General features: G+C 37.3%; 10 protein-coding genes and 1 pseudogene. 7 read left to right on the forward strand and 4 right to left on the reverse strand.

Features of this window, described 5'->3' with window-relative positions; translation table 11 throughout:
- Positions 1-78: 78 nt before the first annotated feature.
- A complete protein-coding gene (mtlD, locus tag AC1M9D_RS03025; protein WP_481611471.1) occupies positions 79-2,226 on the forward strand; it encodes a bifunctional mannitol-1-phosphate dehydrogenase/phosphatase in 2,148 nt (715 codons plus the stop codon).
- 86 nt (positions 2,227-2,312) lie between these two features.
- On the opposite strand, the gene AC1M9D_RS03030 is transcribed toward mtlD, so the two are convergent.
- Positions 2,313-2,807: an Lrp/AsnC family transcriptional regulator gene (locus AC1M9D_RS03030; protein ID WP_092765973.1), complete on the reverse strand. Its 495-nt coding sequence runs from the start codon at positions 2,805-2,807 to the stop codon at positions 2,313-2,315.
- A gap of 112 nt (positions 2,808-2,919) precedes the next feature.
- Between AC1M9D_RS03030 and AC1M9D_RS03035 the strand changes: the two genes are divergently transcribed.
- From AC1M9D_RS03035 to serC, 6 genes are all read left to right on the forward strand, one after another.
- Positions 2,920-3,528, forward strand: coding sequence for a LysE family translocator (locus tag AC1M9D_RS03035; protein ID WP_481611472.1), 609 nt, complete (start codon positions 2,920-2,922; stop codon positions 3,526-3,528).
- Between the two features lie 453 nt (positions 3,529-3,981).
- Positions 3,982-4,734 carry an electron transfer flavoprotein subunit beta/FixA family protein gene (locus AC1M9D_RS03040; protein ID WP_035266425.1) on the forward strand — a complete coding sequence of 251 codons (753 nt, stop codon included), beginning with the start codon at positions 3,982-3,984 and terminating at the stop codon, positions 4,732-4,734.
- Between the two features lie 18 nt (positions 4,735-4,752).
- Positions 4,753-5,685: an FAD-binding protein gene (locus AC1M9D_RS03045; RefSeq protein ID WP_481611473.1), complete on the forward strand. Its 933-nt coding sequence runs from the start codon at positions 4,753-4,755 to the stop codon at positions 5,683-5,685.
- 232 nt (positions 5,686-5,917) lie between these two features.
- Entirely contained in the window at positions 5,918-6,526 is a 609-nt protein-coding gene (locus tag AC1M9D_RS03050; protein WP_035266431.1) for a hypothetical protein, read from the forward strand.
- A gap of 304 nt (positions 6,527-6,830) precedes the next feature.
- On the forward strand, positions 6,831-9,806 hold the full coding sequence (gene gyrA, locus AC1M9D_RS03055) for a DNA gyrase subunit A (RefSeq protein WP_481611474.1): 2,976 nt from the start codon (positions 6,831-6,833) through the stop codon (positions 9,804-9,806).
- 636 nt (positions 9,807-10,442) lie between these two features.
- Positions 10,443-11,525 carry a 3-phosphoserine/phosphohydroxythreonine transaminase gene (gene serC, locus AC1M9D_RS03060; protein ID WP_481611475.1) on the forward strand — a complete coding sequence of 361 codons (1,083 nt, stop codon included), beginning with the start codon at positions 10,443-10,445 and terminating at the stop codon, positions 11,523-11,525.
- Positions 11,526-11,612: 87 nt separating this feature from the next.
- On the opposite strand, the gene AC1M9D_RS03065 is transcribed toward serC, so the two are convergent.
- The 3 genes and pseudogenes from AC1M9D_RS03065 to AC1M9D_RS03075 all read right to left on the reverse strand — a co-directional run.
- On the reverse strand, positions 11,613-11,762 hold the full coding sequence (locus AC1M9D_RS03065; protein WP_171076764.1) for a hypothetical protein: 150 nt from the start codon (positions 11,760-11,762) through the stop codon (positions 11,613-11,615).
- A gap of 33 nt (positions 11,763-11,795) precedes the next feature.
- Complete coding sequence (locus AC1M9D_RS03070; RefSeq protein ID WP_481611476.1) at positions 11,796-12,737, reverse strand: hypothetical protein; 942 nt, start codon at positions 12,735-12,737, stop codon at positions 11,796-11,798.
- 342 nt (positions 12,738-13,079) lie between these two features.
- Positions 13,080-13,542: pseudogene (locus tag AC1M9D_RS03075) on the reverse strand (IS3 family transposase); the annotation flags it as partial.

Genomic DNA, 13,542 nt, shown 5'->3' on the forward strand with positions numbered 1-13,542 from the left:
ATATTTATTCTGCCCATTCGATTCAGTCAAATTCTTTACACTTGTCTAGTAATTTTGATTTTTTTTGGAGAGGGGTAAATGATTAAATTTCATGAAAATAATATCCATGCCGCCATTTTTGATATGGATGGCACAATGTTTGATACGGAGCGACTTCGTTTTCAAACGTTGAAGCAAGCATCATTAGAGCTCATTGGAGTCGAATTTACAGACGCTTATTTATTATCTTGTTTGGGTCTGAGTGCTCGTAGTGCCGAAAAACTAGCAAATCAGCAATATGGTCAAGAAGTGCCGTATGCGGAAATTAGAAAGCGAGCAGATCAGCTAGAACTTGAGCATGTAAGAAAATACGGAGTGCCGATTAAATTTGGACTCATGCAAGTTCTTGAACGTTTAAGAAAGTCCAATCTGAAAATGGCAGTAGCAACTTCGAGTCGACGTGAAATAGCTGAAGAGTATTTAATCAATGCCAATGTATATAAGTTTTTCGACATTATCGTATGCGGCGATGAGGTTGATAATGGAAAACCACACCCAGAAATTTTCTTAAAAGCTGTTGAGCAACTGAACATTGATCCAACTTTATGTTTAATGTTTGAAGACTCAGAAAATGGAGTGATGTCGGCGTTTGAAGCGGGTGGATTAACGGTATTACTTCAAGATATCAAAGAACCTAATTCAACCATGCTCGAAAAAGCGAATTTCTTTTACAAAAGCATGCATGATTTTCTGGAAGATTTGAATCAATTTACACCAAAATTAAAAATGCCTGCTCTATTTGACTCTTTTCCTCAGACTTTAAATCAGCATGTCGTGGGGATACATGGTTTTGGGGCAATAGGTGGTGGCTATATTGCCCAAGTATTGTCTCATTGGGATGGATATACTCGACCAAAACAAATCTATGCTTCAACGCGGAATTCACTCTATAGAAATAGTGTGAATACTTTTGGTGGTTACAGTATTCGTTATGGGCAACACTCTCATGACGAGCGAATAGACAATATAACCATCATAGATGCATCAAATATTGAAATGATGCAGCACATGTATATTGAATCAAGTTTAATTGCACTGTGTTTACCTGAAAAGGCAATCGAGCAAGAGGCTAAAACCATTGCTCAAGGGTTGTATGCGCGTTATATCCATTTTGAAGAACAGTTGAATCCTCTAACAGTTTTAATTGTTTTGAACAAAGTAGGCGCAAAATCATTAATTGAACAACAGATTTGTAGTGCTTTGCATGAAATTACGGATGCGAAGACGGTCAATATCATCATGTCGCAGCACTATTTTTGCGATACAGTAGTCAATCGAATGGTAGCGAAAATTACAGATCAAAAATTATTTAGACAGTTAAAAATCAAATACAACATTTTTAGACATGTGCAGGATGAGCATGATTTAGACGTGACGGATGTGGATGAAGGGACGCGTTTAAATGCTGAACAAGAACAATTGGCTACTCAGTATATTGACGATCTATACGAAAAATTCAAATCGGCGCATATTCTACAGAATCTAGAATTAATCTTATTTCATGCCGAAACAGATATGCCACTTTATGTGGAAAATAATAGTCCTTTATTGGAAAAAATGCGCCAAATGATTCTGGTTGAAGAGATTGAAGAGATACAGTTAATCAAAAATCGCATGTGGAATGGTGTGCATGCAATGACAGCATGGGCTGCAAGTTTTCGACAATATGAAACGATCGGGATTGCACTTTCTGATGAGCAAATTTCTAAATTTATGTTGGCAGTACTCCATGAGGTTAAAATTGGATTAAAGGATCTACTACCACATCGAAAAGAAAATTTAGAATTGTTGGCGAAGAGTTTTATCGACTCTTGTGAGACGGCTTATAAAGACCCATGTGATCGAGTGGCACGAGACCCATATCGTAAGTTAGGTTTTGGTGAGCGGGTACTATCTTCATTGGCATACAATTTTCAACGTGGTAAGCCTTATCAGGAAATTTTAAAAGGGCTTGTATTGGGTTATGCATACGTTATATTAAAGGAAAATCAACGACTTGAAGATGTAATTAGGAATTTTGCTCAGCAACTTAGTCAAACTGAATTGGAACTTGAGGATCAATTGTATTTGCAGGAAGAGCTGAAACGGAGACTCAAAATTTGTGATCCTAAATTGAGTGAATCAGTGGATCAGCATGTACTTTTAGAAAAAATTTTGAATGAAAAAATCGAGGTTGAAAAAACTTAAAGCATTGAACATTTAACTTTTTAACTTGATCAAAATGGATAATCGGTCCGATCTGAAAAGTCAGTCGGATCGATTGCTTAATGGTATTAAATTGATTGCAGGGGCAGTTGATAGCTTTGTTTAATGATTTGACTGGGTAAATCCGTTTTCACACTGGTAATCCCATTTTTTTTGGTTAAGTGTTCTGACTGAAATTTACGATAGTTCTCCAAATCAGGTACGACAACTTTTAACATCGCATCACATTCGCCCAAAATAATATAGCACTCCATGACTTGAGGGAGTTCTTTCATCGCTTCAATAAAAGTATCGATGGTTTCAGCGTCTTGTCCCACCAACCAAATACGCGAAAATAGAATAAGTTGTAATCCGATTTTTTGAGGATCAACAATGGTTGTGTATTGCTGGATGACTCCAGCATCTTCGAGAATTTTTACGCGTCTTAAACAAGAGGATGGTGATAAGCCAATCTCTTTGGCTAAATCATTATTTTGAATTCGACCGTTGGTTTGAAGTTCATGAATGATACTTTTATCGATACGATCTAATTTAACTGAAATTGATTTAGATATTATTTTCATATGTTAGAATTAAATTCTAAAAATTAAAGAATAAATAGAATATTTGAAATCCTATTTTATGTAAATTCGAAGATACTTTTTTTTCATTTTCATTAATGATGGAAGAAAGAAAATGTCTACCTATTGGTTATTTGCTTTGACAGTTATCCCTCTTATTTTTACGCCTGGTCCGGATATGTTATTTATTCTGTCACAGGTAATGGGTAAAAATGCGAAAGCAGGCGTTATGGCGACTTTAGGGGTGTGTTTGGGTTATTTCGTCCATTCTTTTTTTGTCGTTGTGGGTATTGCGGCTATCATTATTTCTTTCCCTATTATTTTTGAAACGATCAAATGGTTAGGAATCTGTTATTTGCTTTATTTGGCATTTAATTTGATTCGATCTGCGCTTAATCACAAAAATATTGAAATTAAACAAAGTCAGGTCAATAGTCCGATTAGACGCGGTTTTATAACATCCTTACTTAATCCTAAAGGTATGCTTATTTATTTTGCGATTTTGCCTCAATTTATTAACCAGCATACCTCTTCGATTATGGGACAGGGGATTGTCTTATCCCTAATCTTCATTGGATTATGCTTAATTATTTATTCATCATTGAGTTTTGTATTTGCATTTTTGACACAGAAAACAGGGATAAATGAAAAACGTCAAAAATGGATTGATGGTGGTTCGGGAGTGATGCTTTCATTGGCAGCAACATGGCTCATTGTGAATTAACATTAAAAAAAGCGCAAACTAATGTTTGAGCTTTCTATTCAAATAGAATTAACTTTGGTTAAATTATACTCAAAAAGAATAGCTGTTATTGTAATTTTTGCTGTCTGTTATGACATTTTTTACCTCAAATTTGGTGACTCACGCCAACGCTTTTCAACGTAAAATAAGACTCTACAGCATCAATTCAACTGATGTAGTTAATAAATTAAAAAAATATTAAAAATCAAAGTTTAATTTTTTACAAAAAATATTGAAAAGCTGACAAATTTATTAACAAAATAATTTTGTGAACGCTCCGTTCAACGAAAATTACGCTTTTTTACAGCAGTTTTGTGAATTGTGACTTGACCGAAATGCCAAACACATTGCAAGATAGGACACCTAAAAATTTTAAATGAAGAGTTATTATAACTTTTCTGAATATTTACTTCTGTTAAAACAGCCGAGGATTACATGAAGGCTCTTGTTGCTGTAAAACGTGTGGTTGATGCCAACGTTAAAGTTCGCGTAAAGCCGGACAATAGTGGGGTTGACCTTACTAACGTTAAAATGTCAATTAACCCATTCTGTGAAATCGCAGTGGAAGAAGCGGTTCGCTTAAAAGAAAAAGGAACTGTTTCAGAAATCGTTGTTGTTTCTATTGGTCCTAAAGAAGCGCAAGAACAAATCCGTTCTGCAATGGCGCTTGGTGCAGACCGCGGTATCCTAGTTGAAGCTGATGATAGCCAACTTGGTGCTTTAGAAGTTGCGAAGATTCTTAAAGGCGTTGTAGACGCTGAACAGCCACAACTTATCCTTCTTGGTAAACAAGCAATTGATGACGACTCTAACCAAGTTGGTCAGATGCTTGGTGCATTACTTGGTGCTGGTCAAGGTACATTTGCTTCAGAAGTTAAAGTTGAAGGCGATAAAGTACAAGTGACTCGTGAAATCGACGGTGGTTTACAAACTGTTGAATTAGCACTTCCAGCGATCATTACGACTGACTTACGTTTGAATGAGCCACGTTATGCTGCTCTACCAAACATCATGAAAGCACGTAAGAAACCGCTTGATACTAAATCTCCTGCAGATTTTGGTGTTAATCCTGCAACTAAGCTTAAGACTGTTAAAGTTGAAGCGCCTGCTGAACGTAAAGCTGGTGTTCAAGTGAAGTCTGTTGATGAGCTTGTTGAAAAACTAAAAAATGAAGCGAAAGTGATCTAATACAGAAGGATAAAAATCATGAGTATTTTAGTAATCGCTGAGCACGACAACAAAGCACTTAACGGTGCAACTTTAAACGTTGTAGCTGCGGCTCAAAAAATCGGTGGTGATATCACTGTATTAGTTGCTGGTTCAGGCGCTCAAGCAGTTGCTGATGAAGCTGCTAAAGTTGCTGGTGTAAGCAAAGTTCTTTTAGCTGACGATGCTGCATATGCAAACCAATTGGCTGAAAATGTAGCGAAGCTTGTTGCTTCAATTGGTACAGGTTATTCACACATTCTTGCGGCGTCTACAACGACGGGCAAAAACGTACTTCCACGTGCTGCAGCACTTCTTGATGTAAGTATGATTACTGACATTATTGCAGTTGATGGTCCTAAAACTTTCAAGCGTCCAATCTATGCTGGTAACGCGATTGCAACTGTAGAGTCTGGTGAATCAGTTGTTGTTGGTACAGTTCGTGGTACAGCGTTTGATGCAGTTGCTGCTGAAGGTGGATCTGCTGCGGTTGAAGCTGTAACTTCTACTGGTGATGCGGGTATTTCTAAGTTCGTATCTGAAGAAATCGTAAAATCAGAACGTCCAGAATTAACAGCAGCTCGCATTGTTGTATCTGGTGGACGTGGTGTAGGTTCTGGTGAGAACTACCATAAAGTACTTGATCCATTAGCTGATAAGCTTGGTGCAGCTCAAGGTGCATCTCGTGCAGCAGTAGATGCTGGTTTCGTTCCAAACGATATGCAAGTTGGTCAAACGGGTAAAATCGTTGCGCCAGACCTTTATATTGCTGTAGGTATCTCTGGTGCGATTCAGCACTTGGCAGGTATGAAAGATTCTAAGGTGATCGTTGCGATCAACAAAGATGAAGAAGCTCCAATTAATGCAGTAGCTGACTACTGGTTAGTAGGTGACTTAAATACAGTGGTTCCAGAATTAGTTTCTAAAATCTAATTCAGCATTGCTGTACTAATGCTCTGATCGAGTAATGATTCATTTCATTTTACTTGGTCAGGGCATTTTTATATTTAATCATCAAAAAAATCTCATAAAACAAAATTATAGATTATTCTCATCAAGGGATCAGAATTTACCGTTTTATATGTTTTTTGTAATTGTGATATGATTCGCCATCATTTTTTAAGCTCATTCATACTTTCAATGTATTAATGAGGGAGTTTGTGTTTTGCTGGTCGACACCCGAATAACATTACCGCTTGTTCTAATCGCGGTCTCATGTTTAATTTTTCCATTATTTAATCAAGTCCATTTCAATGTGTTTGGTATGGAAGACGTGCGTCTGATTGAAAATTTACAGGCTCTTTTATTGTTGTCCTTTGCAGTTATTAGCTATTTTTACATAAAGCCTTTACAGCTTAGAGAAGGTAAGAAAGAGTTTTGGCTTTGGGCTGTTTGCTGGTGGGTTTTATTGTTTGGTCGTAGTACCAGTTGGGGGCGAGATTATTTCCCTGATGTCCCAAAAATCTATTTTCGAGGTATCTCAATTGTATTGATTGGGTCTGTGGTTTTTCCACTATTGAACCAAAAATTACGCACAGAGATTGTGAACAAGTTTAAGACAGCTATTATCCCAGTTTGGGCCTTGGTTTTGGCTGTGATTGGGCTCGTTGTTTCTGATGCGATAGAGCATCATCGCTTTATAGGGATGCTCCTGCTCACAGAAAATAGTAATGAAAGCTTACTCGAAGAGCTGTATGAGTTTCCGTTGATTTTAAGCTTATTTGCAATTTCTTTTAGTTTAATGAAAGCGGACAAGCGCGAACTTCATCATTGAAGAATATTCATGTATTTATAAAGATCCTTACGAGGATCTTTTTTATGTATAAGTAGAAAAAAAGTGATTTTTATCATTCATTTTAGGGCAAAACTGTTTAAGAATTTTGTGTTGAAAATTTAGTCATTTTTATGAATAAAATTAAACAGATCATGCATAAAATTTAGGGACAAAAATACGGATTTGTGCTATAATTTTCGGCTGAGTTTTAGAATTTAGCTCCATAGATTTTGGGCTAATTTTTTGCAAGATTGATTATATAAATCGAGCAGTTTCTTCAAGCTGTTTGTAATAAGGAGTATGCATGAGCGTATCGGAAATTCGACCGATTGCCATTGAGGATGAACTGAAGAGCTCATATCTCGACTATGCTATGAGTGTCATTGTCTCTCGTGCACTACCAGACGTTAGAGATGGTTTAAAGCCAGTTCATCGCCGTGTTCTTTATGCGATGCATGAGCTTGGAAATGATTATAACAAAGCTTACAAAAAATCAGCGCGTGTCGTTGGTGATGTAATCGGTAAATACCACCCTCATGGTGACTCTGCTGTATACGAAACAATCGTTCGTATGGCACAAGATTTCAGTTTACGTTATCAGTTGGTTGATGGTCAGGGTAACTTCGGCTCTGTTGATGGTGACAGTGCAGCAGCGATGCGTTATACCGAAGTGCGTATGCGTAAATTAACGCATGAACTGTTAGCTGATTTAGAAAAAGATACAGTAGAGTGGGAAGATAACTACGACGGTTCAGAGCGTATCCCACAAGTTATGCCAACTCGTGTGCCAAATTTACTCATTAATGGTGTCACGGGTATTGCTGTAGGTATGGCAACCAATATGGCGCCGCATAATATGACTGAAGTGGTCAATGCGTGCTTAGCCTATGCCAATAATCCGAATATCAGTATTGAAGGATTGATGGAACATATTTCGGGTCCAGACTTTCCTACAGGCGGTATCATTTACGGTAAATCAGGTATTGTTGATGCTTACCGTACTGGTAAAGGTCGTTTATTTATTCGTGGTAAGTACCATTTAGAAGAAGACCAAAAAACAGGTCGCACGACAATTGTATTCACTGAAATTCCATATCAAGTGAACAAAGCAAAAACGATTGAACGTATTGCTGAACTTGTGAAAGAGAAGAAGCTCGAAGGTATTTCAGAGTTACGCGACGAATCTGATAAAGAAGGGATGCGTATTGCAATTGACTTAAAGCGTGGCGAAAACGCTGAAGTAATTGTCAATAATCTATTCCAAAACACTCAGCTTCAAAATTCATTCAGTATTAATATGGTTTGCTTGGATAATGGCCAGCCAAAGCTGATGAATTTAAAAGACATCATTGCTGCTTTCATTCGCCATCGTCAAGAAGTTGTAACACGTCGTACGATGTTCGAATTACGTAAAGCGCGTGAACGTGGTCATATCTTGGAAGGTTTAACGGTTGCTTTAGCAAATATTGATGCCATCATCGAAACCATTAAAACCTCTGCAAATCCGCAAGAAGCACGTGAACGTTTGCAAGCAGGGGAATGGTCTGCAGGGGGCGTAGTTGCTTTATTAGAAAAAGCGGGTTCAGTTTCTGTTCGCCCAGATGAAATTGAAGGCGAAGATCCTAATAAACCGTTTGGATTATCTGGCAATATTTATCGTCTCTCACCAACTCAAGTGGGTGCAATTTTAGAATTACGTTTGCATCGTTTAACTGGGTTAGAACAAGATAAGCTGCATGCAGAATATTCTGAAATTTTGGCACAAATTGCAGAGTTGACAGCAATTCTTAATGATTTTGAATTGTTGATGAATGTGATTCGTGAAGAGCTTGCACTTATTCTTCAGCAATATGGTGATGAGCGTCGTACTGCGATTGTAGAATCTCGTGTAGATTTCTCTCGTGAAGATTTAATTCCAGAAGAGCAAGTTGTTCTAACGGTTTCTCAATCAGGATATGCGAAAACACAGCCACTTTCTGATTATGCTGCGCAACGTCGTGGTGGGCGTGGTAAATCAGCAACGTCTATGAAAGAAGATGATTACATTCAACATTTGATTGTGACATCCAACCATGCAACAGTTTTATGCTTTACCAATGTCGGCAAAGTCTATCGCTTAAAAGTTTTTGAAGTGCCTCAAGCTTCTCGTGGTGCAAAAGGTCGTCCTATGGTGAACTTATTGCCATTAGATGAAAATGAGACAATTACTGCTATTCTGCCAGTGATTGATGCACCGAAGAAATTTAAAGAACGTCTAGCGGATTTCCGTCAGTTTGTTAAATCTCATCAAGCTCAATTACAGCAAAACGAAATCATTGCTGCACACTATGATGCATTAGAAAAATCATTTGCTGATCTAGCAGATGGTGACGATCTATCGGACGAATTGCGTACACATCTGAAAGAGTTAGGAGTTGAATTATCAACTACAGATCTTGATGATGAAGTAGTAGTTGAATTTGCTGAGCTTGCAGAAAACTTACGTAAAAACTTCTATGTCTTTATGGCAACTGAATACGGTACGATCAAGCGGGTTGAACTTGAGCAGTTCTCTAATGTACGTTCAAATGGTTTACGTGCAATCGAGTTAGCTGGAGATGACCGTTTAATTGGTGTTGCGATTACTGACGGTGAACAACAAATTATGTTGTTCTCGAATGAAGGTAAAGCGATTCGATTTGCAGAAACTGATGTACGTGCAATGGGTCGATCTGCGAAAGGTGTACGTGGTATGCGTGTCACCATTGGATTGGCTCAAGCGGAGGAAATTGAAGACAATGATGTAGATTCAGAAGATGAAGATACGGATTCTAATTTCTTAAGCCGTATTGTTTCATTAGTTGTTGTCCCGGCAACAGGTGAAGTGCTATGTGCTTCAGCTAATGGTTACGGTAAGCGTACGCCAGTGGATGACTTCCCGACCAAGAAGCGTGGTGGTAAAGGCGTCATTGCGATCAAGACATCTGATCGTAATGGTGAGCTAGTTGGTGCCGTAGCGATCGATGTCAGCAAAGAAGTCATGCTGATTTCTGATGGTGGTACGCTAGTACGTACTCGTGCATCTGAAATTGCTCAGACGGGTCGTAATGCACAAGGTGTACGTTTAATCCGCTTAGGTGAAAACGAGACATTGGTTGGTGTTGAAGCGATTGAAGCTGTTGAGGAAGATGATTTTATAGAATCAGTTGAAGCTGAAGAGGCTTCAATTGAATCTAATGAATCAGTAGATACTCAAGAAATTGATGCGACTGATAGCGATGAAAAATCTACAGATGAATAATTTGTAGGAATTAAAAAAGGACGCTGAAGCGTCCTTTTTTAATTAACAATAGTCTAAAAAGAATTTTAATTAAAAATGAAACTCAAATTTAATTATAGCTTACTGATTGTAATAGCACTGTTTATAACAGTATGTAGTGAACCTCTTTCATTTCAGCTGAATGAGGGGGAGAAAGGGGAAATCTGAGGAATATTGTTCATAAACAAAACATTCAGCTGTAAATACTGATGCGCTTTATGATGCAGTTCGAGATAAAAATAATGAAATGGTTGTTGAAATTGTAGATCAAGATATAAAAGATGTATTTTTATTACACAGTCATTTTAAAAGAGTCAGCTATGAATGGTATGGTGAGATGTTTTAATTGTTCGTTTGAAATGAAAGACAATACAACGAAATAGTCATAATAAATTTTGTCAGATTGAGAGCTGTTGTAGTGAGCGATTTAAACTTACTAACTACGTTGTCTCTCAAAATATAGTAAACATAAATCTCTGATAAATGTAGAGCTTATTGAAAAAATAGGTTTAGTGTGAAAACAAGATTGAAATTATTTAAGTTGAATATACTGCAAGCTATGGTTATCTGTGGTTAAATGCCATCATTTTATTGTGTTTCACTCTGAAAGGAAAAATCATGCGCGCGTACAACTTCTGTGCTGGTCCTGCTGCATTACCTACTGCTGTATTAGAAAAAGCTCAAGCTGAGATGCTTGATTGGCAGGGTAAGGGCCTATCAATCATGGAAATGAGTCACCGTAGTGCAGACTACGTCGCTGTTGCTGAAAAAGCAGAAGCAGACTTACGCAAGTTGATGAATATTCCTGATAACTACAAAGTGCTTTTCTTACAGGGTGGTGCTTCTCTACAATTTTCTGCGATACCATTGAATCTATTAGGTAAAAATAACAAAGCAGATTATATCCATACTGGCATTTGGTCTGAAAAAGCTTTAAAAGAAGCAAAACGTTATGGCGAAATTAACGTGATCGAAGCTGGCATTAAAGATGCAGATGGTAATCTTGCAATTTCTGATGAAAGTACATGGAATTTATCTGCTGATGCTGCCTATGTTCATTATGCAGATAATGAAACAATTGGTGGTATTCAATTTAAAAATATCCCAACTACGGATAAACCACTGGTTGCAGATTTATCTTCTAGTATTTTGTCGGCACCAATTGATGTTTCAAAATTTGGTCTTATTTACGCGGGTGCGCAAAAAAATATCGGTCCTGCTGGTTTAACATTGGTAATCATTCGTGATGATTTATTAGACCAAGCAAAAGAAGAAATTCCGAGCATCTTGAAGTATTCAGCGCAAGCAAAGAACGATTCTATGGTGAATACACCGTCTACTTATGCTTGGTATTTATCAGGCTTAGTATTTGAATGGTTGCTTGAACATGGTGGTGTAGAAGCAATTCATCAAGTGAACCAGCAAAAAGCTGAATTATTGTATGGTTATATTGATTCAAGTGACTTCTATGCAAATCCAATTGCGAAAGAATATCGTTCAATTATGAATGTACCATTTACATTGGCGAAGCCTGAACTTGAAAAGCAATTCCTGAAAGAAGCAGAGGAAAATAATTTATTAAATCTTGCAGGACATCGTTCAGTAGGTGGTATGCGTGCGAGTATTTACAATGCAGTGCCACTTGAAGGTGTACAAGCTCTTGTTAAATTTATGGATGATTTTGCGAAGCGTAACGCTTAAAAAATCAGTCTGTAAAATAAGCCTGTCATATGACAGGCTTTTTTTTTATGCACTAAAACGCAGATGAAAGTAATCAACGCTAATTTATTAAAATGCTGGAATAAGATTGGTAAAGTGGAAAATAAAAGCAGCGAGGAAAACACCTAAGAAAAAGAAACAGTAAGCACCCTTGTCTACACGAATACGAGGGCGTGCTTGTTCCATTAAGCCTGTTGATTGTTCGGGTATAATTTTCATCTAGGAGCCTAAATATTACTTTATAGTTAAATCCTATTTATTTGATGTATTTTTAGCATAAATGTTCGCCTGAATCCATATATTTCCACGAATATATTGACCAATTTCGAAATTTTTATAATTCTCATCCTTAGTCGCGATACGAATAAGTGTAGCAGGTTGGTTTTCTTCTAAAATAAGTGTTACATCATAAAGTTGATAAAATTGATCGTTGAACTGCATTTGGGTCTTGCCAACCACTTTTCCTTGGAACCAGGCCTCATCTTCCTGACCCATGGTTTCACCGTACAAGTAAGCCACCATTTTCGAAAAATCGACCGTTACAGGTTCTTTATCGGCATCTGATTTAGGTTCCCAAGCATCGATCAGCTGCTGTAAATTATCTGGCGCTACACCATTGTGTTCACTCAAAATTTCATTTAAAGCACGATGGTGTTTAATTGAAGCTGGATCATCCACAACAATTTGTTCTTGATCAGCAACTTTTTCTAGCTCATAAGCCCAAGCATTTAATTGGACTTTATAAGATTGATTTTTTTGGTATTGAATTTGATTCACGCTGTATAAGCTATCAAAAGCATAAACCACACTATTATCACTAACTTTTAATTGTAACACTGCTTGCGTGTTGGACTTACAAGTAATGATACGTTCAATCGTTGCGTTTAACGTATAAGGACTATCAAAAGTAGGGAAGGCTGTTTTGACTGCTTTAGGTTTATTGTCTTCTACAGCAATAACTTGAACCAATTGGATAGGTTGTTGTTTAGGTCCTTGAATTAACCAAACATTCGGATCCATATCTTGTTCTTCAGTACAAATCCCCATAGGCATGACAGGGGCATTCAATGCTTCACTCAACCATTTTGGAACCTGAACAGTCGGATCATCAGTTAACAGCGCCCAATGTTCTACATGGCTACCAAAGCTTTGATCTTCTATCGTAATAATTTCAGGTTTGTTTTGATTGTTCATATGCTCATTCTAAGATTGAGTGAATTACTTTATGTAATATCGAGGATAATTGATATTTTTCAAGTCTTGAATTGTTTTTTCTTTATGCAATCCAAAAGTTTAACGCGGCATAAATAAAAAAAGAGCACCTAAGTGCTCTATGGGAATCATGAGTTAGAACTTGAATGTAACATCGGCAATAAACTGACGTCCAATTTCAGGACTTGGTGTTGGTGTCACTGCGGATGTATTGGAAGAAAAGTACTCATTTTTACGGTTAAGTACATTATTAATGGTTAAACAGAGGTGGTCCCACTTGTTTGAACAACTAAAAGCGTATTTATAAGTGATATTCCGCTCTAGTTAAGCCACCTTGTTTTGTTGGGGTAGCTGATCATAGTAAAACTCATTTGGTGTCAATTTGTCTAGACTCGAATGAGGTCGTTTCAAATTATAAAACTCAAAATATGCACTCAATTGCTTTTTCGCATCTGTGACACTGCTATAAGCTTTGAGATACACCTCTTCATATTTAACGCTCCGCCATAATCGTTCAACCATCACATTATCAATCCATCGACCTTACCATCCATACTGATTTGAATGCCATTTGATTTCAATACATCAATAAATGCATCACTGGTGAACTGACTGCCTTGGTCTGTATTCAATATTTCAGGTGATCCATATTTTTCAATTGCTTCATTTAAAGCCGAAATACAAAAATCCACCTCTATACTAATCGATACCCTATGCGCAAGTACCTTGCGGCTATGCCAATCAATCACAGCACATAAATAAACAAAGCCTTTTGCCATAGGGATAT

Source organism: Acinetobacter sp. ANC_7682 (genome assembly GCF_056779795.1).

Bases quoted from the DNA above. Each gene is read 5' to 3' on its own strand.
- mtlD (WP_481611471.1), top strand. From the start codon at position 79: ATGATTAAATTTCATGAAAATAATATCCATGCCGCCATTTTTGATATG.
- AC1M9D_RS03030 (WP_092765973.1), bottom strand. From the start codon at position 2,807: ATGAAAATAATATCTAAATCAATTTCAGTTAAATTAGATCGTATCGAT.
- AC1M9D_RS03035 (WP_481611472.1), top strand. From the start codon at position 2,920: ATGTCTACCTATTGGTTATTTGCTTTGACAGTTATCCCTCTTATTTTT.
- AC1M9D_RS03040 (WP_035266425.1), top strand. From the start codon at position 3,982: ATGAAGGCTCTTGTTGCTGTAAAACGTGTGGTTGATGCCAACGTTAAA.
- AC1M9D_RS03045 (WP_481611473.1), top strand. From the start codon at position 4,753: ATGAGTATTTTAGTAATCGCTGAGCACGACAACAAAGCACTTAACGGT.
- gyrA (WP_481611474.1), top strand. From the start codon at position 6,831: ATGAGCGTATCGGAAATTCGACCGATTGCCATTGAGGATGAACTGAAG.
- serC (WP_481611475.1), top strand. From the start codon at position 10,443: ATGCGCGCGTACAACTTCTGTGCTGGTCCTGCTGCATTACCTACTGCT.
- AC1M9D_RS03065 (WP_171076764.1), bottom strand. From the start codon at position 11,762: ATGAAAATTATACCCGAACAATCAACAGGCTTAATGGAACAAGCACGC.
- AC1M9D_RS03070 (WP_481611476.1), bottom strand. From the start codon at position 12,737: ATGAACAATCAAAACAAACCTGAAATTATTACGATAGAAGATCAAAGC.